The 21369-nt window shown below is 68.5% G+C and carries 17 protein-coding genes and 2 tRNA genes; 11 read left to right on the plus strand and 8 right to left on the minus strand.

What is annotated here, in order from left to right; translation table 11 throughout:
- Positions 1 to 7 precede the first annotated feature (7 nt).
- A complete protein-coding gene (locus tag OC550_RS20540) occupies positions 8 to 763 on the minus strand; it encodes a phosphoglyceromutase (RefSeq protein WP_262107810.1) in 756 nt (251 codons plus the stop codon).
- A gap of 213 nt (positions 764 to 976) precedes the next feature.
- Here OC550_RS20540 and OC550_RS20545 point away from each other — a divergent pair, with 213 nt between their 5' ends.
- Positions 977 to 1699 carry a class I SAM-dependent methyltransferase gene (locus OC550_RS20545; RefSeq protein ID WP_262107899.1) on the plus strand — a complete coding sequence of 241 codons (723 nt, stop codon included), beginning with the start codon at positions 977 to 979 and terminating at the stop codon, positions 1697 to 1699.
- Positions 1700 to 1711: 12 nt separating this feature from the next.
- On the opposite strand, the gene OC550_RS20550 is transcribed toward OC550_RS20545, so the two are convergent.
- The gene (locus OC550_RS20550) at positions 1712 to 2047 is read right to left on the minus strand and encodes a DUF2516 family protein (protein ID WP_262107811.1); all 336 of its coding nucleotides are present in this window, start codon (positions 2045 to 2047) and stop codon (positions 1712 to 1714) included.
- A gap of 28 nt (positions 2048 to 2075) precedes the next feature.
- A complete protein-coding gene (locus OC550_RS20555) occupies positions 2076 to 3233 on the minus strand; it encodes a PLP-dependent aspartate aminotransferase family protein (protein ID WP_262107812.1) in 1158 nt (385 codons plus the stop codon).
- 102 nt (positions 3234 to 3335) lie between these two features.
- Here OC550_RS20555 and tmk point away from each other — a divergent pair, with 102 nt between their 5' ends.
- From tmk to OC550_RS20585, 6 genes are all read left to right on the plus strand, one after another.
- On the plus strand, positions 3336 to 3992 hold the full coding sequence (gene tmk, locus OC550_RS20560; RefSeq protein ID WP_262107900.1) for a dTMP kinase: 657 nt from the start codon (positions 3336 to 3338) through the stop codon (positions 3990 to 3992).
- Complete coding sequence (locus tag OC550_RS20565) at positions 3989 to 5128, plus strand: DNA polymerase III subunit delta' (RefSeq protein ID WP_262107813.1); 1140 nt, start codon at positions 3989 to 3991, stop codon at positions 5126 to 5128. Before tmk ends, OC550_RS20565 begins: the two co-directional genes overlap by 4 nt.
- A gap of 55 nt (positions 5129 to 5183) precedes the next feature.
- A complete protein-coding gene (locus tag OC550_RS20570) occupies positions 5184 to 6722 on the plus strand; it encodes an alpha/beta hydrolase (protein WP_262107814.1) in 1539 nt (512 codons plus the stop codon).
- Between the two features lie 80 nt (positions 6723 to 6802).
- Positions 6803 to 6875 (plus strand) — tRNA-Thr (locus OC550_RS20575).
- Between the two features lie 382 nt (positions 6876 to 7257).
- The gene (locus tag OC550_RS20580) at positions 7258 to 9552 is read left to right on the plus strand and encodes a bifunctional SulP family inorganic anion transporter/carbonic anhydrase (protein WP_262107901.1); all 2295 of its coding nucleotides are present in this window, start codon (positions 7258 to 7260) and stop codon (positions 9550 to 9552) included.
- Positions 9553 to 9744: 192 nt separating this feature from the next.
- A complete protein-coding gene (locus tag OC550_RS20585) occupies positions 9745 to 9993 on the plus strand; it encodes an SCO4226 family nickel-binding protein (RefSeq protein ID WP_262107815.1) in 249 nt (82 codons plus the stop codon).
- Between the two features lie 84 nt (positions 9994 to 10077).
- On the opposite strand, the gene OC550_RS20590 is transcribed toward OC550_RS20585, so the two are convergent.
- The 5 genes from OC550_RS20590 to OC550_RS20610 form a co-directional block, all read right to left on the minus strand.
- Positions 10078 to 10539: a hypothetical protein gene (locus OC550_RS20590; RefSeq protein WP_262107816.1), complete on the minus strand. Its 462-nt coding sequence runs from the start codon at positions 10537 to 10539 to the stop codon at positions 10078 to 10080.
- A 3-nt stretch (positions 10540 to 10542) separates the two neighbouring features.
- On the minus strand, positions 10543 to 11139 hold the full coding sequence (locus OC550_RS20595) for a bacterial proteasome activator family protein (RefSeq protein ID WP_262107817.1): 597 nt from the start codon (positions 11137 to 11139) through the stop codon (positions 10543 to 10545).
- A gap of 132 nt (positions 11140 to 11271) precedes the next feature.
- On the minus strand, positions 11272 to 11475 hold the full coding sequence (locus OC550_RS20600) for a YbdD/YjiX family protein (RefSeq protein ID WP_262107818.1): 204 nt from the start codon (positions 11473 to 11475) through the stop codon (positions 11272 to 11274).
- Positions 11472 to 13778: a carbon starvation CstA family protein gene (locus tag OC550_RS20605; protein ID WP_262107819.1), complete on the minus strand. Its 2307-nt coding sequence runs from the start codon at positions 13776 to 13778 to the stop codon at positions 11472 to 11474. The genes OC550_RS20600 and OC550_RS20605 overlap by 4 nt, the downstream gene beginning before the upstream one ends.
- A 119-nt stretch (positions 13779 to 13897) precedes the next feature.
- Positions 13898 to 14881 (minus strand): NAD(P)H-quinone oxidoreductase, encoded by a 984-nt coding sequence (locus OC550_RS20610; protein ID WP_262107820.1) that lies wholly within the window; start codon positions 14879 to 14881, stop codon positions 13898 to 13900.
- Positions 14882 to 14959: 78 nt separating this feature from the next.
- Here OC550_RS20610 and OC550_RS20615 point away from each other — a divergent pair.
- The 4 genes from OC550_RS20615 (at position 14960) to OC550_RS20630 (ending at position 21335) form a co-directional block, all read left to right on the plus strand.
- Positions 14960 to 15047, plus strand: a tRNA-Ser gene (locus tag OC550_RS20615).
- Positions 15048 to 15302: 255 nt separating this feature from the next.
- On the plus strand, positions 15303 to 16070 hold the full coding sequence (locus OC550_RS20620; RefSeq protein WP_262107821.1) for a VOC family protein: 768 nt from the start codon (positions 15303 to 15305) through the stop codon (positions 16068 to 16070).
- A 208-nt stretch (positions 16071 to 16278) separates the two neighbouring features.
- Complete coding sequence (locus OC550_RS20625) at positions 16279 to 18672, plus strand: bifunctional UDP-sugar hydrolase/5'-nucleotidase (protein WP_306556949.1); 2394 nt, start codon at positions 16279 to 16281, stop codon at positions 18670 to 18672.
- A gap of 86 nt (positions 18673 to 18758) precedes the next feature.
- On the plus strand, positions 18759 to 21335 hold the full coding sequence (locus OC550_RS20630) for an ExeM/NucH family extracellular endonuclease (protein WP_262107822.1): 2577 nt from the start codon (positions 18759 to 18761) through the stop codon (positions 21333 to 21335).
- Positions 21336 to 21369: the final 34 nt, after the last annotated feature.

Here is a 21369-nt window from a genome sequence, read left to right on the forward strand (position 1 = left end):
GGGGCTGCTACTTCTTGCCCTGGTTGGCTACCGCCTCGATCGCTGCGGCTGCTGCGTCCGCGTCAAGGTAGGTGCCGCCGGCCTTGACCGGCTTCAGGTTCTCGTCGAGCTCGTAGACGAGCGGGATGCCGGTGGGGATGTTCAGCGCGGCGATGTCGTTGTCGCTGATGCCGTCGAGGTGCTTGACCAGCGCACGCAGGGAGTTGCCGTGGGCGGTCACCATGACGGTGCGGCCGCTGAGCACATCCTTGGAGATGTCCGATTCCCAGTAAGGCAGGAAGCGCTCCAGCACGTCCTTGAGGCACTCCGTACGCGGAACCGAGGCCAGGTCCGCGTAGCGCGGGTCCTTGGCCTGCGACCACTCGCTCGAGTCGTCCAGCTCGGGCGGCGGGGTGTCGTAGGAGCGGCGCCACAGCATGAACTGGTCGTCGCCGAACTCCTCGCGGATCTGCGTCTTGTCCTTGCCCTGCAGGGCGCCGTAGTGGCGCTCGTTCAAGCGCCAGCTGCGCTTGACGTCGATCCAGTCGCGGTCAGCGGCCTCGAGGGCGAGGTTCGCGGTGACGATGGCACGCTTGAGCCGGGAGGTGTAGAGCACATCGGGGAGGATGCCTGCCTCGACCAGCAGCTCGCCGCCGCGCTTGGCCTCGGCCCGGCCCTGGTCGGTCAGGGGAACGTCCACCCAGCCGGTGAAGAGGTTCTTCTCGTTCCAGTCGCTTTGGCCGTGCCGCAGCAGAATCAACTTGTAGTTCGTCGAGGCAGTCATGGCGTTCATCCTATCCGCCAGCCCCTTCCCGGTTCTCTCCCGTGCCGTGACGTTACGCACTCAGGCGCACTGAATGGAAAAACCGGGCCGCCCGTCCGTCTATTCTGTTTTTTCGTGCCGAGCCCCCGTCCCGCAGCTGCCGTCCGCCCGAAACCCGCCAAGCCGATCGGAGCGGTCACGCGGGGCACCACCAATCCGAACCGGCTGCGCCGGATGGACCGCTGGCTGTGCGGTCCGCGCGGAGCCCTCCTGCGCAATGCCGCGGACCCTCTCGTGATCGACCTGGGCTACGGCGCGTCGCCGAGCACCGCCATCGAACTCCACCACCGGGTCTCCAGGCTGCGCGCGGACGTGGAGGTGATCGGCGTCGAGATCGAGCCGGAGCGCGTCCTGCGGGCGAAGCCCTTGGAACGCCCGGGGCTGAGCTTCCGGCAGGGCGGCTTCGAGATCCCGGTGCCGGGACGCCGGCCAGCCGTGGTGCGCGCCTTTAATGTCCTGCGGCAGTACGCCGAGTCCGAGTACGGCGCGCATTGGGACACGGTGCGGGACCGGCTGGCCCCCGGCGGGCTGTTCATCGACGGCACCTGCGACGAGATCGGGCGCCGGGCCACCTGGGTCGCGGTAGAGCCGGAGGGCCCTGTGTCGCTGAGCATCTCGCTGCGCTTCGGGGCGTTCGACCGGCCTTCCGATGTGGCCGAGCGGCTGCCCAAGGCGCTGATCCACCACAATGTCGCCGACGAACGCGTCCACGACTATCTGCAGGCGCTGGACCGGTGCTGGGCGGAGTCCGCCGCCGTGGCGCCGTTCGGGAACCGCCAGCGGTGGCTGTCCATGTGCCGGATGATGCGGAAGGCCGGCTGGCCCGTGCAGGACGGCCCGGCGCGGTGGCGGCTCGGGGAAATCACCGTAGGCTGGGCCGCGGTCCGCCCGGACTAGGAAGTCCCCGGCCTACCAGGGGCCGTAGGGTCCGTAGGCGCTGCCGCCGGAGCCCTTGAGTTCATTCAGCGCCGGCTTGACGTCCGCCAGGTAGACGGAGGCGGCGATCACGGCGGCCAGCTGGAACAGCATCCAGGTGCCGAATCCTCCGCCGAGAAGGGACAGCCCGCCGACCGCGGCCGCAGCGACCGTCATGCCGATCCAGAACCCCTTGGTGCGCTTGAAAGCGGCCTGGAAATGCTCGCCCTTGCGACCCACGCAGTCGATGAGCGCCCACAGCTCGATGCCGAGGGCCACGTAGCCCAGGCCCCGGTAGAGCCATTCCTGAATCTCATACGCAATCAGCACGTTTCCAGCCTAACGGTTCGAAGTCCTGTTAGTCCTGCACTTTCTGCAGCGCCCGGTCGAGGTCAGCCCACAGGTCCGCTGCGTTCTCGATTCCGACGGAGAGCCGCAGCAGGTGTTCCGGCACGGAGGCAGGCTCGTTGGCATGCCGCCGGCGGCGCTCGATCAGCGACTCGACTCCGCCGAGCGAGGTCGCGGGAGTCCACAACTGCAAATCGTCCACGACGGCGTCCGCAGCCTCGGCGCCGCCCCTGACCGTGATGGCGATGATGGAACCGAAGCCGTCCATCTGCGCCGCGGCCCGCTCATGTCCGGGATCGCCGGGCAGCCCCGGGTAGCGCACGGCCTCCACGCGGGGGTGTTCCTGCAGCTTGCGGGCCAACTCCATGGCGGTAGCCTGCGAGCGATCGATCCGCAGCGCGAGGGTGCGCAGTCCGCGCAGGGCCAGCCAGACTTCGAACGGCCCGGCGATGGCGCCGCGCAGCGAGCGGTAGGACAGCAGCCGGGTGCGGAGGGCGGGATCCGAGGTCACCACGGCACCGAGTACGACGTCGGAATGGCCGGCCAGGTACTTGGTGACGGAATGTACGACGACGTCGACTCCGCTTTTCAGCGGGCGCTGGCCCAGCGGGGTGGAGAAGGTGTTGTCGGCGATCACCAGGGCCCCGGCGTCGTGCGCTGCCGCGGCGAGGACGCGGATCTCGGCGATCTCCAGCATCGGGTTGGTCGGGCTTTCCAGCCACAGGGCGTCGGCGCCCTCCAGCGCGGCCTTGACCGCTTCCGTGTCGGCGATGTCCACCGGGCGGACCGTCAGGGCACCGCGGTCGGCCAGGTCCTGCGTCAGGGCCAGGCTGCCCTGGTAGCTGTGCCGCGGCATCACGACGACGCCGCCGGAGGGCACCAGCGACAGCGCGGCGGAGACGGCGGCGAGGCCGGAGGCGAAGACGAGGGCCGGAAGCTCCGAACCCTCCAGCTGGCCGAGGGTGTCCTCGAACGGATCCCAGCTCGGGTTCGAGTAGCGGCCGTAGGCACGGTCCCCTTCGTAGACCTCGCCCTGGCCGACGAACGTGGAGGACAGCACCACCGGCGGATTGACGGGGGCGTCGTGCGTGCGCTCGGGACGGCCGCCGGCCACCACAACGGTGTCCGGCGCCAAGGATTCGGGATGCTGGGACGCGTGCTGGGTCATGAAAGAAGGGTAGACCCGGCGGCTCTCCACAGGATAACTGTGACTTCTTCGGCTCCCCGTCGGACCGGATAGGCTGGTCTGGTGACTTCCGAGAGCCATCCCCTGCCTGTCCCTGCGGAGGCCGCCGCGCCGGCGGGGAACGGCGGCTTGTTCATCGCTTTCGAGGGCGGCGACGGGGCCGGAAAGTCCACCCAGGCCGCCGCGGTCCAGGCCCGCCTTGAAGCACTCGGCCGCACCGTGCTCCGCACCCGGGAGCCGGGCGGCACACCCGTGGGCGAGAAGCTGCGCGCGCTGGTCCTCGAGCACGGCCATGGGGACATCGATGCGCGCACCGAAGCCCTGATCTTCGCCGCGTCGCGTGCGGCGCACGTCCGGCAGGTCATCGTTCCGGCGCTGGAACGCGGCGAGACAGTCCTGTGCGACCGCTTCATCGACTCTTCCGTTGCGTACCAGGGCGCCGGCCGCGGGCTCGGGCTCGACGCCGTCCGCGACCTCAATCTGTGGGCCACCGACGGAATCCTTCCGGACCTCACCGTCCTCCTGGACGTCGACCCGGAACGCGGCCGCGACCGCCGCGCCGCGGAGGGCACCGAGGACCGGATGGAATCGGAGCCGGATGATTTCCACTCGCGCATCCGCGCGGCCTTTTTGGAGCTCGCGGCCGCGCGTCCCGATCACTACCTGGTGCTGGATGCCGGCCAGGACCGGGCAGGGCTGACGGAAGCCATCATGGAACGGATCAGCGGGAGGCCGGCATGAGCGTCTGGGCCGACCTTCCCGGGCAGGCTGCCGTAGTGGAGCAGCTCAGCCGCGCTGCGGCCGCAGAGCACCCGCACCATGCCTGGCTGTTCACCGGGCCTCCCGGTTCCGGCCGCTCCAATGCGGCCCGCTCCTTCGCCGCCGCGCTGGTCTGTGAGCAGCCCCGGGCCAAGGACCGCGGCTGCGGGGAGTGCCATTCCTGCCGGACGGCGCTGGCCGGCTCCCACGCCGACGTGTCCGTCATGGCCACCGAGAACGTCACCTTCCGGATCGAGGACGTGCGCGAGTGGGTGACCAAGGCGCAGGACAAGCCATCCTCGGGACGCTGGCGCGTGATCATCATCGAAGACGCGGATCGCATGACCGAACGCACCACCAACGTGCTCCTCAAGGCCATCGAGGAGCCCCCGCCGCGCACCGTCTGGTTGCTCTGCGCGCCGAGTCCGGCCGATGTCCTGGTCACGATCCGCTCGCGCTGCCGCCCGGTTGGACTGCGGATCCCGTCGATCGGCGACGTGGCCGAACTGCTGGTCCGCAGGGACGGGGCCACCCCCGAGCTGGCCGAGTTTGCTGCCCGTGTCTCGCAGAGCCACATCGGAGTGGCCCGTCGCCTGGCCCGGAACGAGGACGCCCGGGCCCGCCGGGACACCATCGTCCGGCTGCCCCTCCGCCTCCGCGGCGTCTCCGATGCCGTGATGGCCGCGGGCGAACTGGTGGAACTTTCCAACGCGGAAGCAGCGGCCGCTGCCGAGGAACGCAATGCAGCCGAGCGGGAGTCGCTGCTGCACACCTTGGGAGCGCCGGAAACCGGAACGCTGCCGCCGGCCATCCGCAGCCAGCTCAGGGCGCTGGAGGAAGAGCAAAAGCGCCGGGCCAAACGCAGCCTGAGCGACTCGCTGGACCGGGTGATGATCGACCTGACCACGTTCTTCCGCGACGTACTGACCCTGCAGATGGGAACCCGGACGGAGCTCGTCAACGAGTACCTGAGGCCGGAGCTGGCGGCCTTCGCGGAACAATCTTCCCCCGAACAAACGTTGGGCAGATTGGACGCCATTGCCCAGGCCCGCAAGCGCCTGCAAACCAACGTGGCGCCCGTGCTTGCCATGGAAGCCATGGTGGTCAGCCTGCTGTGAAGCAGCGTCCGGTCCCCGACTCCCCTTGCCGCCGACCCAGGAGTGGAATCCTTTAATGCGCCTATCACCGCGCCGAAGCCGCCGTGCCCTCACGACCGGAGCGGCCGTCGTCGTACTCCTGATGCTCACCGGGTGCGGGCTGCTCCCCCAGCCGCAGGAGCCGCCCGGCTCCGGGAACGCAGCGGATCCCGGCACGGTTGATCCGGCGCTCAAGTCCTACTACACGCAGGACGTTGCGTGGGAGGACTGCGAGCAGCAGTTCCAGTGCGCCAAGGTCGAGGTGCCGGTGGACTACGCCGAGCCGGACGGCGAACGGATCGAGATCGCGGCCATCCGCAGCTCGGCCGGCAACGGCTCCAAGGGCTCCATCCTGCTGAACCCGGGCGGCCCCGGCGGCTCCGGCTATGACACGGTGAAGGACTCGCTGGCGTACATGACCACCGAGGAGCTGCGCCGGAACTACGACATCGTCGGCTTCGACCCGCGCGGCGTGAAGCGCTCGGCTCCGGTGAAGTGCATGTCGGACAAGGAGAAGGACGAGGCGCGGCAGGTCCAGTACGACCTGGACACGGACGCAGGCCTGGCCGAGGCAGCGCGGGACTCCAAGGAGCTGGCCCAGCAGTGCGCCGAGCAGACCGGCGAGGTGCTCGGCCACGTGGACACGGTCAGCGCCGCCAAGGACATGGACATCCTGCGGGCCGCGGTGGGCGACGCGAAGCTGAACTACCTGGGCTTCTCCTACGGCACCTTCCTTGGCGCCACCTACGCCGACCTGTTCCCCGAACGCGTGGGCCGCCTGGTGCTGGACGGAGCACTGGATCCGTCGCTGAGCAACGCCGACGTCACTCTGGGGCAGGCCAAGGCGTTCGAGGCCGCTATCCGCAGCTACGCGGAGAGCTGCCTGCAGTCGTCCGACTGCCCCATGGATGGGTCCGCGGATGACGCGGTGGGCCAGATCCGGGACCTGATCGCCGCGGTGGAGGACAACCCGATGACGGCCTCGGACGGCCGGCTCGTCACCGTAGGCATGTTCGTTTCCGGCCTCATCGTCCCGCTCTACAACGACCAGAACTGGCCCGCCCTGACCGCGGCGCTCAAGGGCGCCTTCGGCGGGGACCCGACGGAGATGCTGAGGCTGTCGGACCTCGGCGCCGAGCGGCAGCCTGACGGCAGCTACACCGGCAACAGCACCGAGGCCTTCACCGCGATCAACTGCCTCGATTACCCGATGGAGTCGGGCCTCGACGCCATGCGCGAGGAAGCCAAGGCACTGGAAGACGCCTCCCCGACCCTCGGCCGCTACCTGGCCTACGGCGGGACAACCTGCGAGAACTGGTCCTACGATGCGGTGCGGACGCCGGCGCCGGTGAAGGCCGAGGGCGCGGACCCCATCCTGGTGGTCGGCACCACCGGAGATCCGGCGACGCCGTACGAGTGGGCCGAATCCATGGCGGCAAACTTCGAGTCCGCCTCGCTGCTGACCTTCGAAGCCGAAGGCCACACCGCCTACAGCCGCGGCAACAAGTGCGTGCAGGACGCCGTGGACGGCTACTTCATCGAAGGCACCATGCCGAAGGACGGGGCGGTTTGCTAAGCCTGTTTTGACCCGCGCGCGGATGCTCTCTTATAGTTATTCCTTGTGGATTCCGCTTGGCACCGCCGAGTGAATCCTCCGCCTCCTTAGCTCAGTCGGTAGAGCGTTTCACTCGTAATGAAAAGGTCGCCAGTTCGATTCTGGCAGGGGGCTCAACAGAAACGCCCTTGGGATCTATCGGATTCCAAGGGCGTTTCCGCTTTCCGTTGCCTCCCCGCCTGATGGCCTCACGGCAGGTAGCAGCCGAACTCCGCGATGTACAGGCCCCGCAAAGGGAATCAAGCCGCGCACAGGCGTTGTTCATCTGCGCGGCTTGCGCCTCTGTAACGTCCCTCACTTTCAAAAATAAATGCCCTCGTCGGTCTGTAAATGGGCTGGTCATCCCGCATACCGTGGTCGCGACCCTTGCACCTCGAATGATGGGAAGCGTGTGACCCGACGAAACGACCACTCTGCTGTTTCGGGCACTTCCGAAAGTCCTGCCGGTGACAGGAGGCGGCCGGCCAGCGGCCTCACCAGACTCAGGTCCTTACCGCTGCTGAACAACCTGGGAGCCGACCTCCCCGCGTCGCTTGTCGTCTTCCTCGTGGCCCTTCCGCTGTCCCTCGGCATAGCGGCCGCGTCCGGGGCCCCGGTCATGGCAGGCCTGATCGCTGCCGCCGTGGGCGGCATTGTGGCCGGAAGCCTCGGTGGTTCGGCGCTGCAGGTCAGCGGGCCGGCCGCCGGCCTCACCGTCGTCGTCGCCGGGCTGGTCGAACAGTTCGGCTGGCAGGTGACCTGCGCGATCACTGCCGCCGCCGGCGTCGTGCAGCTCTTGCTGGGCGTGAGCAGGGTCGGGCGGGCCGCTCTGGCCGTTTCGCCCGTCGTGGTCAAGGCGATGCTGGCCGGGATCGGCATCACAATTGTGCTCCAGCAGGTCCAGGTCCTGCTCGGTGCGCAGCCGGAAGATTCGGCGCTCGCGAACGTCGCCGCTCTCCCCGCCGCCGTAGTTGCGCTCGAGTTGCACGCCTTCCTCCTCGGTTCGGCCGTCGTAGCCGTCCTGCTCGGCTGGAAGTATCTGCCCCGTCCGGTGCGGCGGGTGCCCGGGCCGCTGGCGGCGGTAGCCCTCGGAACGGCGCTGTCGGTGCTGATGGCCGCGGACGTCGAACGGATTTCGTTCAGCGGTTCGATTTTCGACGCGGTCTCGCTGCCGAGCCTGCCGGAGGATAACTGGCGCGGGGTCGCGCTGGCCGTCGTTTCGGTGGCCATGATCGCCAGCATCGAGTCGCTGCTCTCCGCCGTCGCCGTGGACAAGATGCAGACCGGCCCGCGCACGAACTTCAACCGGGAGCTCGTGGGCCAGGGGTCCGCCAACGTGGTTTCCGGCATGCTGGGCGGACTGCCGGTCACCGGCGTCATCGTCCGCTCCGCCACCAATGTCGAGGCCGGCGCCGCGTCCCGGGCCTCGGCGGTCCTGCACGGCGTCTGGATCCTCCTTTTCTCGGCCCTGTTCGCCTGGCTGATCCAGCTGATCCCCATGGCAGTGTTGGCGGGTCTGCTGGTCGTCATCGGGGCGCGGCTGGTCAAGCTGGCCGACATCAAGACCAGCCGCCGCACCGGAGACCTCCTTGTGTATGTCACGACGCTCGGGTGCGTGGTCTTCCTCAACTTGCTGGAAGGCGTGCTGATCGGTCTGGCCCTGGCGGCGGCGTGCGTGCTGTGGCGGATCCTGCGGGCGCCGATGCAGGTCCACGAACCGGCCATGCCCACGGCGCCCTGGCGGGTCACGATCGCCGGGTCCTGCAGCTTTTTCGCCCTGCCCCGGCTGAACCACGTGCTCGATTCCCTGCCTGCAGGCCGGGACGTAGTGGTGGAACTCAACGCTGACTATCTTGATCATTCCTTCCGCGAGGCCCTGCTCGCCTGGCACGACCAGTACCTGGCCTGGGGCGGATCCGTCGTGCTGGAAGAGCACGGGACGACCGTGTTCCGGGATGCCGCCGACTGCACGCCCGAGCGCCGGGAACCGCGGGAGTTTCCGCTGCCTCCCCGAGCCTCCTGGCAGCCGGGGCCGGGGACCGTGCCTGGAGCGCCGGCCGGAGCTGCGGCCGCAGCCGACGGGGAATCCGTAGCCGCGGGCGCGGAGGGGAACGACGACGGCGGCGCGCCTCCCCTGCGGTCCATCCTCTTGGGCATTGACAAGTACCACCGCCGGCATGCTGACAAGGTCCGCCCGCTGGTGCAGGACCTGGCGGACGGCCAGGACCCGGACACTCTGTTCGTCGCGTGCGTCGACTCGCGGGTCAACCCCAACCTCATTACCAGCAGCGGCCCCGGCGACCTCCTGACCCTGCGCAACATCGGCAACGTGGTCTGCAGCGATTCCAGCGATGCTTCCATCGACTCGGCGCTCTCCTTCGCCGTGCACGGGCTGTCCGTGGACTCGATCGTGGTCTGCGGACACTCCAACTGCGGGGCCATGAAGGCCGTGTTGGCCGACGCGGAGGGCGGAGGTTCCCCCTCGCTCGGCAGCGGCTTCGACGCATGGCTCGAACATGCCCGGCCGAGCCATCGGGAGCTCAAGGCGGGCCATCTCGTGGCTCTCGCGGCGGCGGCCGCCGGCTACAGCAAGCTGGACCAGCTGAGCATGGTCAACGTTGCCCTCCAACTGCGCAAGCTCGAGGAGCATCCGGCAGCCGGACCTGCGCTGGCGGAGGGGCGGGTCCAGGCCATCGGTTTGTTCTACGACATCGCAACGGCCCGCGCCGTCCTGGTCACGCCTGACGGGATAGAGCCTCTGACTGCCGCCCCGGAAGCCGACCTCATGGGGCATGCGCAGCCTGTTGCCTGACCCCGCAGGTTCGCCCGCCCCGGCCATTGTCATCGTTCCGCAGGGAAGAGCACTATGGAACTAGGATTCCTGGGCAGACCTGTCGAATCCGCGCTATTTCGGATGACCGGGGCGAGTGTACGCCTGCCAGCCGAAATAACCGGACGCAGTCCAGCGCCCGTTCAGCAACATGGCCGAGAAAGGAACGTCGTCATGCCTGAGTTCATGGATGTTCATCACAACATGGTCGGGATCACCGCGGAGGCTTTGAGGGAAGCGCACAACGCGGACCTCGCCATTCAGGACGACGAGAAGGTCGTCTTCAAGCAGGCCTGGGCCGATCCGGAGAGCGGCGTCGTCTACTGCCTGTCCGAGGCGCCGTCGGCAGACGCCGTACAGCGGATCCACGAGCGCGCCGGCCACCGGGCGGACGAGGTGCACGCGGTACCGCTCGTGGTCTGACCTCGCCGGAGCAGTGCGCTCCCCTGCCTTCAGAGCCGAATCCCTGCTTCCGCGCGAGGCGGGGATTCGCCGTTTCGCGCAACGCTAGCGGCCGCCGGACTCCTCGAGCAGCCGGAGCGCCTCGCTGACGTCTTCGACGACGATGGCCGCCCGCCGTCGTACGCTTTCCGCCGCATGGGCCGAGCCTGCCGCATCGGTGGCCAGCCGCGCCATCGCGGCTGCCTCAGCGGCAGCCGCGAGGGAATTGCCGGCCTTGGACAGGCAGCGGTGGACGCCCGCGAGGCTGCCGCCGGGGATGTCCAGGCCGTCGCTCGGGTGCAGCTTCTGGGCCCCGGCGCAGCAGCCGCGGACCTGGGGCAGCTGGGCGGAGAGTTCGTTGGCGATCACGACCAGTTCGCCGTAGACGGCGTCGTCCGCGATTCCCTCCAGGACCTGGTGGTAACGGTCCAGTCCGCGTTTGAAGCGGTCGTGCGTGCGCCGCCAGATGCCCTTGCCCAGCTCCTTGTCGTCCCGGCGGGCCTGCCGGGCAGCGCCGAAGAACTCCATCCGCTACAGGTACTGGCCGGGACGCGGGTGGACCGGCGCGATTTCCGTTTCGGATCCTTCGGCGCGGCGGGGTTCGCCGTCCTCGCCGATGACGACGCCGGGCGCGATGAGGGTTCCCGGCGGCAGCTGGCGCAGCTGGAGGCGGGCGGCCATCTGCTGGGTGGCCGCCTGCTGGGCGGCGATGGCGGTCTGGATCCCGTGGAAGAGACCTTCCAGCCAGCCGACGAGCTGGGCCTGCGCGATCCGCAGCTCGGCGTCCGAGGGGACGGCATCGTCGCCGAAGGGCAGGTTGATGCGCTCGAGTTCGTCGATCAGCTCGGGCGCCAGGCCGTCCTCGAGTTCCTTGATGGACCGCTCGTGGATTTCCGCGAGGCGGGTGCGCGCGGCGTCATCGAGCGGGGCACTGCGCACTTCTTCGAGCAGTTGGCGGACCATGGTGCCGATGCGCATAACCTTGGCCGGCTCATCGACCAAGTCGTGGAGCGAGGTGCCCTTTTTCGTGCCGTTTTCCTTGGCCGTTTTCCGGTCGGCGCCCGTTTCGCCGGCCAGCGCTCCCTCGAGCACCGGATCGTCCGCCTGAGGTATCTGCTCGTCAGTCATGGTTTCATCTTGCCAGAGGATCAGGACATTCCGGCGGGACCTCCGGCAGGTACCGCCGACGTCGTCCGCGACAGACGAAGGCACCGCCCGTTTGCTGCGCGCAAGCGGGCGGTGCCTTCGGGTACCGGCACTTCAGCAGCAGCGGCCCTGGGGGTTGCGGTCCTGGCGGTCCGTTTTGTCCCGCCAGAACTCCCGCTCGGTCATCGGCGCGACGCCGGGGTGCGTCCGGCGGTGGTGCTCCAGGTAATCCCGGTAGGCGTTCTCTCCCATCACGCCCTTGAAGAACCAGACGAATCCGTGCCAGCCCTCGCGGGCACGTGCGAGTGCGTAGTTCATGGCCGCCGCCCGTGGTGGTGGGCCCGCTCCAGGCGCAGCTCATCGGGCAGCTGGTTCCATTGCTTGTCCAGCTCGCGCTCGGCCGGCGTGGCGACCAGGCCGGCAGGCGCGTACGTGGCCGAGACGGTGGCCGGCTCCTCGTTGGTGATGCCTCCGCCGCGTTGCCAGGCCTTGATCGTGGCGGCGATCGCCGTCGTAATCACAATGATGGTCAGGACCACGAACACGATGGACAGCGTGCCCTGCACCGTGGTGTTGCGGACGACCGCTTCCATCTCCGCGACCGACTTGGCGTTGCCGAAGCTGGTCTCGCCGGCGGCCAGCGCGTCCCGGTACGCGGCGTTGTTGGCCCAATAGCCCACGCGCACATCCGGGGAGAAGATCTTCAGGATGGACGCCCAGATGGTGATCACCGAGGCAAACGCCAGCGGCAGTGCAACGATCCAGAGGTACTTGAAGGCGCCGCGTTTGGCCACGATGGCCAGGCAGACCGCGAGCGCGATCGCAGCCAGCAACTGGTTGGCGATGCCGAACAGCGGGAAGAACGTATTGATGCCGCCGAGCGGATCCGTGACCCCGAGGATCAGGATGTACCCCCACCCTGCGACCATGATGGCCGTGCAGACCCATACGCCCGGCCGCCAGGAGACGTCCTTGAACCGGGGAATGAAGTTGCCGATGGTGTCCTGCAGCATGAACCGCGCCACCCGGGTTCCGGCGTCGACCGCGGTCAGGATGAACAGCGCCTCGAACATGATGGCGAAGTGGTACCAGAAGCCCATCATGGCGACGCCGCCGATCAGGCCCTGCATGATCTGCGACAGGCCCACGGCCAGCGTCGGCGCGCCGCCGGTGCGCGAGACCACCGATTCCTCGCCGACGTTCTGGGCCAGCTGGGTCAGCATGTCCGGCGTCAGGTTCACGCCGGCGAGGCCGAGGCTGTTCACGAACGCCACGGCGCCTTCCACCGTGCCGCCGGTGGCCGCCGCGGAGGAGTTCATGGCGAAGTAGATGCCGCGGTCGATCGAGATCGCCGCGACCAGCGCCATGATGGCCACGAACGACTCCATCAGCATGCCGCCGTACCCGATGAAGCGGGTCTGCCTCTCCTTCTGCACCATCTTCGGGGTGGTGCCGGAGGAGATCAGCGCGTGGAATCCGGACAGGGCGCCGCAGGCGATGGTCACGAAGAGGAACGGCCACAGCGCGCCGGGAACCACCGGCCCGTCCACCCGGCCGGCGAATTCGCTGAAGGCCGGGACGTTGATCTCGGGCCGGACCAGCACGATGGCCACGGCCAGCATGATGATGGTGCCGATCTTCATGAACGTGGACAGGTAGTCACGCGGGGCCAGCAGCAGCCATACCGGCAGCACCGCAGCGATGAAGCCGTAGACGATGATGCCCCAGGCGATGGTGGTGCGGTCCAGCGTGAACAGGGCCGCGCCCCAGTCGGTTTCGGCGATCCAGCCGCCGCCCGCGATGGCGGCGATCAGCAGCACGAACCCGATGATCGAGACCTCGCTGACCTTGCCCGGACGCAGGAAGCGCAGGTAGACGCCCATGAACAGCGCAATCGGGATGGTCATCGACACGGAGAAGACGCCCCACGGGGACTCGCCCAGCGCGTTGACCACCACGAGCGCCAGGATGGCCACGATGATGATCATGATGGCCAGCGTGGCGATCAGCGCCGCCGTGCCGCCGATGACGCCGAGCTCCTCGCGCGCCATCTGGCCCAGCGAGCGGCCGCCGCGGCGCATCGAGAAGAACAGCACCAGGTAGTCCTGCACCGCGCCGGCCAGGATCACGCCGATGATGATCCAGATGGTTCCGGGCAGGTAGCCCATCTGCGCGGCCAACACCGGTCCGACGAGGGGCCCGGCGCCGGCGATCGCGGCAAAGTGGTGGCCGTACAGCACCCGCCGGTCGGTGGCGACGTAGTCCTTGCCGTCCGCCTTGTACTCGGCCGGCGTCGCCCGCAGGTCATTCGGCTTCGTCAGCTTGTTCTCGATGTACTTCGAGTAGAAGCGGTACGCAATGAAGTAGGTACAGACCGCGGCGAAGACGAACCAGATGGCATTGATCGTCTCGCCGCGGACAAAGGCGATGATGGTCCAGCTCACGCCTCCGAGCAGGGCGACGCCGATCCAGATCGCGATTTTCGCGGGCGTCCATTTCCGGTCTTCGGCCGCGATAACCGCGGGGTCGAGGGCGACGGGCGGAAGGTTCGGGTCCTGGACCAACACTGTGGATTCCGGATCCGGGTCCCGTCCAGGCAGTGGTGCTGATGTCTGGCTCATGATGCTCCCTTGATCAACGAAGCGACCTTATAATGGCAGGCTAACAGCAGCATGCTATGGGTCACAGCCTTTGATTGCTAAATCTGGCGCCGGCCGAGGACCATCCTGCTGACCTGCGGTTATTCCCCGACGGTCAGGAGAATCTTGCCGACGTGGTCGCCTGAATCGAAGTACTCGTGCGCCGCGGCGGCCTGCTCCAGCGGGAAGGTCCTGCCCACCTGCACCTTGATGTCCCCGGAGGCCACCAGCGGCCAGACATGTTCACGCACCGCCCGCACAATGGCCGACTTCTCCTCCGCCGGCCGTGCGCGCAGGGTGGTGCCGATGACCGCGCCCCGCTTCGCCATCAACTTCCCCAAATCAAGCTCGGCCTTGGCCCCGCCTTGCAGCCCGATGACCACCAGCCGGCCGGCCGTGGCCAGCGCGTCGAGGTTGCGCTGCAGGTACTTGGCGCCGATGACGTCGAGGATCACGTCCGCCCCGCGGCCGCCGGTGGCTTCCTTGACCTTCTCGACGAAGTCTTCTTCGCGGTAATTGATCAGCAGCTGCGCGCCGAGCGGACGTACGACGTCGAGTTTCGCCTGGGAGCCGGCCGTCACCATCGGGATCCCGCCGAAGGCGCGCACCATCTGCACCGCCATCGTTCCGATGCCTCCGGCGCCCCCGTGGATCAGGACGCTCTCGCCCGCCTGCACTCCGGCCGCCATGAAGAGGTTGGAGAACACCGTCGCGGCAGTCTCCGGCAGGCTCGCGGCTTCCAGCAGGGAAACGCCTGGCGGCACCGGCAGCAGCTGGCCGGCCGGAACGGCCACCCTTTCCGCGTAACCGCCGCCGGACAGCAGGGCACACACCTCGTCGCCGGCCTTCCAGCCCTCCACTCCATTGCCCACGGAGGAGATCCGGCCGGACACCTCGAGCCCGGGAACGTCGCTCGCGCCGGGAGGCGGCGGATACACGCCGCGGCGCTGCTGCACGTCGGCGCGGTTCAGGCCCGCGGCGACGACGTCGACAATCACCTCGCCTGACCGGGGTTGCGGGGCCGGAACATCCCGCAGTTCAACCACTTCGGGTCCGCCTGCGCCCTGATAGAAAACGGCCTTCATCTGCGCCTCCTGGAGCCTCGGGGAAACAGGGCTGGTCTTTTGATATCTCCAGCGCCTCCATGCCACACTACTAGTCAGGGAAGGTTGTCCGAGCGGCCGAAGGAGCTGGTCTTGAAAACCAGTAGGCGGTAACCCCGTCTCATGGGTTCAAATCCCATACCTTCCGCTCCTGAGCACGGCGAGGGCCCCGGTAACGGGGCCTTTTCCGTTTAAGGGGCCGGCTTCCTGCGGGCGGGCCGGGCTCTGTTACACGGCGGACCGGGCTTCCGCCTGGGGGCGCCCGGACGGCTCTTGTCCGTCCTCCCCGCCGCCGCTATTGTCGGAATTGGGCCCCCGCCTGCGCGGCCGCCAGCCACACTTCCACACTCCTTCCGGCCCCTGAGCGGACCGTCTTCCTGGCTTCCCAGCAAAGGAGCTCCAGATGTCAGACCGCGAAACGTTCCCCTCCGGCATTCCCTGCTGGATCGACCTGATGAGCTCGGACCCGGACAAGGCCCAGGCTTTCTACACCGGCCTCTTCGGCTGGACGGCCGGGACATCCGGCGAGGAGTACGGCAACTACGTCACCTTCTTCAAAGACGGCCTCCCGGTGGCCGGCCTGGCCAGGAACGAGCAGCCGGGCCAGCCCGACGCGTGGTCCGTCTACCTGTCCTGCCAGGACGTCTCGGCCACGACCAACGCCGCAGTCGAGGCGGGCGGCCGGATCCTGGCCAAGCCCATGAAAGTCGGGGACCAGGGCTCCATGGCCATCTTCCTCGACCCGACCGGCGCGGTCATCGGTGCCTGGCAGCCGGACCAGATGACGGGGTTCGGCCGCGAGGGCGACGAGGGCGCACCCGCCTGGTTCGAACTCTCCACCCGCGACCATGACACCGCCGTCGGGTTCTACGAAAAGGTCTTCGGCTGGAAGACCGAAGAGATGAGCGATGCGGCCGATTTCCGCTACACCCTGAACGCGCCCTTCGAGGAGTCCAGCGCCGGCATCTACGACGCTGCGGCCCATCTTCCGGCCGGGGCGCCCTCGACCTGGCAGGTGTACCTGGCCGTGGGGAACGCGGACGACGGCGCCGCCAGGGTCCTGGAGCTCGGTGGTACGGTGCTCCGGGAACCGTGGGATTCGCCCTACGGACGCATGGCCCAGGTAGCGGACCCGACGGGAGCGGCGTTCATGATCAGCACAGTTAAATAGGCCTTCCCCTCTCCCAGTCAAGGGGAAGCGTGACGAACGGCACGTCCTGAAGCCAATGTTTCAGGCAAGTATTCCCTGCGCCCTTACCGGCCGGTAACCTGTCGTTCATCCGGTCGCGGTGGGGTGGTACAGGCGTGCGCGCGCGCTTCGAATCCTGCCGCAGCCGACCGCATCACCGCGCCGGCCGCGCCGCCGCACCGCATGGGGAATGAAACTGGAGAACAAAGTGCCGAAGGCTGCTTCACCCGTCAAGGCCACGTTGGCCGCTGCGCTGTCGATCGGCCTCCTCGCCGCTCCCTCCGCAGCCCTGCCCGCCGTCGCGAACACCAGCGAGCCCGCGCCGGAGGTGTCCCCGCCCGCCGCCGGCGATACCCACGAGCTGAACCTGCTGGGCATCAACGACTTCCACGGGCGCATCGATGCCAACACCGTCAAGTTCGCCGGCACCGTTGAGCAACTGCGTGCAGAGAATCCCGAGGGCACGCTGTTCACATCCGCGGGTGACAACATCGGCGCCTCGCTCTTCGCGTCCGCGGTCCAGGACGACCAGCCGACCATCGACGTCCTGGATGCGCTCGACCTGACGACCTCGGCCGTCGGCAACCACGAGTTCGACAAGGGCTTCGATGACCTGACCGGCCGGGTCATTTCCGGCAAGGACCCGGCCGGATTCGCCCACCTCGGCGCCAACGTCTACGAGAAGGGCACCGAGACTCCCGCGCTGGATGAATACGAACTGGCGGAGGTCGACGGCCTGACGGTCGGCATCATCGGCGTCGTCACCGAGGACACCCGCACCTTGGTCAGCCCGGGCGGCATCTCCACCATCGATTTCGGCGATCCGGTGGAAGCGGTCAACCGGGTGGCGGTGGAACTGTCCGACGGCGAGGGCGACGAGGCGGACATCATCCTCGCGTCCTACCACGAGGGCGCGAGCGCCTCCGCGGACCTGGGCACCGCCACCGGCGCCAGCGCCGTGTTCAATCGGATCGTCAACGAGACCTCCCCCGAGGTAGATGCCATCTTCAACGGCCACACCCACCTCGGCTATACGTTCGACGCCCCGGTACCCGGCAGCGACGACACCCGGCCCGTGGTCCAGACAGGCCAGTACGGCGAGAACGTCGGCCAGATCAAGCTGACGGTGGCCGAGGGCGAAGAAGGCGGCGAGCCGACCTACGACGTCACCGACTACTCGATGGACATCGTCGAGCGCACCGCCGCCGACGACGCCGCCCTGACCGAGGCCTACCCCCGGGTGGCCGAGGTCAAGGAGATCGTCGACGCCGCCCTCGCCGAGGCCAAAGACGTCGGCGCGCAGCCGGTCGGCTCCGTCACGGCGGACATCACCACCGCGTTCACGGACGGGAAGCGGGACGACCGGGCCTCCGAATCGACGCTGGGCAACCTCGTTGCGGACTCCTTGGCGGACACCCTTTCCGCCGAGGAGCTCGGCGGCGCCGAGATCGGCGTCGTCAACCCGGGCGGCCTCCGGTCCGAGCTCTACTACGTCGACGACCCGGCGCTGGATGAGGACGGGAGCACGGACGGAGAAGTCAGCTACGGCGAAGCCAACGCCGTCCTGCCGTTCGTCAACAACCTCTGGACCACCACCCTGACCGGCGCCCAGTTCAAGACCCTGCTCGAGCAGCAGTGGCAGCTGACCGCGGACGGCGAAGTTCCCAGCCGCCCCTACCTGCAGTTGGGCCTCTCGGACAATGTCAGCTACACGTACGATGCCGACGCCGAGCAGGGCGGCCACATCACCGGCGTCTGGATCGACGGGGAGCAGCTGGATCCGGAGCGCGAATACCGCATCGGCACCTTCAGCTTCCTGGCCCAGGGCGGCGACAACTTCCATGTGTTTGCCGACGGTGCGGACACCCGCGACTCCGGCCTGGTCGACCGCGACGCCTGGACCTCCTACCTGGAAAAGAACAGCCCGCTGTCCCCGTCCTTCGACCGGCGTTCGGCCGCGCTCACCGGCGTCCCGGCAACGGTTGAACCCGGCCAGGAGGTTGAGTTCCAGGTTTCCAAGCTGGACCTGACCTCGCTCGGCTCCCCGGAAAACAAGACACTGACCCTGCGCTACGAGCCGGCGGAGAGCGGCGCCAGCGCCTTCTCGCGGGCCGTTTCCGCCGCGGCGCTTCCGGCGGACCTGGGTACCTTTGCCGTGGCCGACGGCGGCGCGACGGTTTCGTTCACCGTCCCGGCCGAACTTCGCGGCGGGGCGTTCACGCTGACGGCGGCCCCGTCCGGCACCGTGGTGCGGCTGCCGATCGAGGTGCCGACGGCGGGCATTCCTAGCGACGACGACAGCGGGCAGCCCGGGACCGGCGAGGAGCCCGGCGCCAGCGATCAGCCGACCGACCAGCCGCAGCCAGGCACCGACGAGCCGAGCGCTGAGCCGACCACCGGCCCGCTCGGCGGGGGTGGCAACCCCGACCCGAACGCGGGAGACCCGTCCGCTCCGGGCGACGGCACCCTGCCGCTGACCGGCGCCGGCGGCCTGCTGCCGCTCGGCATCGGTGCGCTGGTCCTGCTCGGCGGAGGCACCGCCGTCGTCCTGGCCGCGCGGCGCCGCAAGCAAGCAGGACGCTAGCGGCAACTCGAGGGGCTTCCTTCCGGTGGAGGGAGCCCCTCCCCCTTTGACCTAGTCCCCATCACCCGCACCAAGGAAAGAGAACCATGACCAGGAAACCCTGGAAACCGGCAGCCTGCGGCGCCATCGCCGCCGGCGTTCTTGCCTCCGGCTTTGCAGCGCTACCCGCAGCCGCAGCCCAGCCCGCAACGGCAGCCCAGCCCGCAGGCATCAACACGGACGCCGCCGTCGTGATTAATGAGGCGTACGTCAATGGCGGCAGCGCCAACGCGCCGTACACCCACAAGTTCGTCGAACTGTTCAATCCCACCGACGCGCCGGTCACACTCGACGGCATGTCGCTGCAGTACCGCTCCTCGGGCGGCACCTCCGCGCCCACCGGGGTGGTGGCACTGAAGGGCACCATCCCGGCCAACGGCTACTTCCTGGTCCAGGGCGGCAGCAACGGCGGCACCGGCGCGGCGTTGCCCGAGGCAGACCAGGCCAGCGGCGCGCTGAATCCTTCGGGCAGCTCCGGCACCATCGTGCTGGCCGGCCAGGCCACCGCGCTCACGGGAATGGCCACGGGTTCGGTGCTGGAGGACGAGCGGGTGGTGGACCTGCTCGGCTACGGCAGCTCCAACACCTACGAGACGGCGGCGGCCGCCTCCCCCAACGGCACCACGAACCCGCTCTCGATGAACCGCTCCGGCGGGCTGGATACCGACAACAACGCCGAGGACTTCAGCCTCAGCGCTGCGGTCACCCCGGTTGCCTCCGGCGGAACCGCGCCGGAGTCCCAGCCCGAGCCGGAACCCGAGCCTGAAGCTCCGGCCCTGCGGACCATTGCCGAAATCCAAGGCACGTCAAACGTTTCCCCGCTCGTCGGCCAAACCGTCGCCACCCGCGGCGTCGTCACCGCCGCCTACCCCAGCGGCGGGTTCAACGGCTACTACATGCAGACTCCGGGCACCGGCGGCGAGGATAACGCGGCGGAGCGTACTGCGTCCGACGGCATCTTCGTCTACTCCCCCGCCACCGTGGACGAGGTCGCCATCGGCGACCATGTCGAAGTGGCCGGCAAGGTCGCCGAGCACTTCGGCATGACCCAGCTGACCGTCAACGACGGGGGCCTCACCACGCTCGACGAATCGGCCGAGGCCGTCAAGGCCGCCGCCGTCGAGTGGCCCGCCACGGACGCGGACCGGGAGAAGCTCGAGGGCATGCTGCTGCGGCCCGAGGGTAGCTTCACCGTCACGGACAACTACGCGCTGAACCAGTACGGCGAGATCGGCCTGGCCGCCGGCGAGATGCCGCTCGTCCAGCCCACTGCCGTCGGCGCGTACGGCTCGGACGCCTTCTGGGCCGAGACGGAGAAGAACGCCGCCCTCGCCGTGACCCTGGATGACGGCGCCAGCACCAACTTCCTGGGCAGCGACCGGAACAAGGACATCCCGCTGCCGTACCTGACCCCGGAGGATCCGGTCCGCATCGGCTCCGCCGCCGACTTCACCGGCGACGTCGTCCTCGACTACCGCTTCGACCTCTGGCGCTTCCAGCCCGTGGGTGAACTGACGGGAGACGACAGCGCGGGCCTGCAGCCGGCGTCGTTCTCCAATACCCGCACCGACGCACCGGAGGAAGTGGGTGGCAACGTCAGCATTGCGTCCTTCAACGTGCTGAACTACTTCACCACCACCGGCGACCAGCTGGCCGGCTGCGAGGCCTACACGGACCGCGACGGCAACCCGGTCAGCGCGCGCAACTGCGACGCCCGCGGCGCCTATGACGCCGAGAACCTGGAACGCCAGGAAGCGAAGATCGTCGCCGCCATCAACGCCCTCGATGCCGACGTCGTCGCCCTTGAGGAGATCGAGAACTCCGCAAAGTTCGGCAAGGACCGCGACGCCGCCCTGGCGACCCTGACCGCGGCCCTGAACGAGGCCCTGGCGGCCAAGGGCGAGCCTGCGGACTGGGACTACGTCCGGTCGCCGGAGGAACTGCCGTCCCTGGCTGACGAGGACTTCATCCGCACGGCGTTCATCTACAAGAAGGATGCGGTCCAGACCATCGACGAGTCCGTCATCCACAATGACACCGACGCCTTCGCCAACGCGCGCAAGCCGCTGGCGCAGACCTTCAAGGTCAAGGCCGGCGGCGCCGGCACCAAGTTCATCGTGGTGGCCAACCACTTCAAGTCGAAGGGCTCAGGCGGGGCTACCGGCGACAACGCGGACCACGGCCAGGGTGCCTGGAACGCGGCGCGGACCGCCCAGGCCGAGTCCCTGGTGGCCTTCGCCGACGGGCTGCAGGAGCAGTTCAGCACGGACAAGGTCTTCCTGACCGGTGACTTCAACTCCTACGCGCAGGAAGATCCCATCCGGGTGCTCCGCGACGCGGGCTACGTGGACCAGGGCGAAAAGACCGGCGAGCACACCTACAGCTTCGACGGCATGGTCGGCTCGCTCGACCACATCTTCGCCTCGCCGTCCGCCGACGCCACCGTGGCGGGGGCAGACGTCTGGAACATCAACTCGGTGGAATCCGTCGCGCTGGAGTACAGCCGCTACAACTACAACGTCACGGACTTCTATGCACCGGACGCCTACCGGGCCAGCGACCATGACCCGCTCATCGTCGGCCTGGACCTGCCAACGGCGAAGGAGCAGGCACACAGCCGCTGACTCTCCGCTGTGGAGACCGCGAGGGCCGGCGTCC

It is taken from the genome of Arthrobacter sp. Marseille-P9274 (genome assembly GCF_946892675.1).
GTDB lineage: Bacteria > Actinomycetota > Actinomycetes > Actinomycetales > Micrococcaceae > Crystallibacter.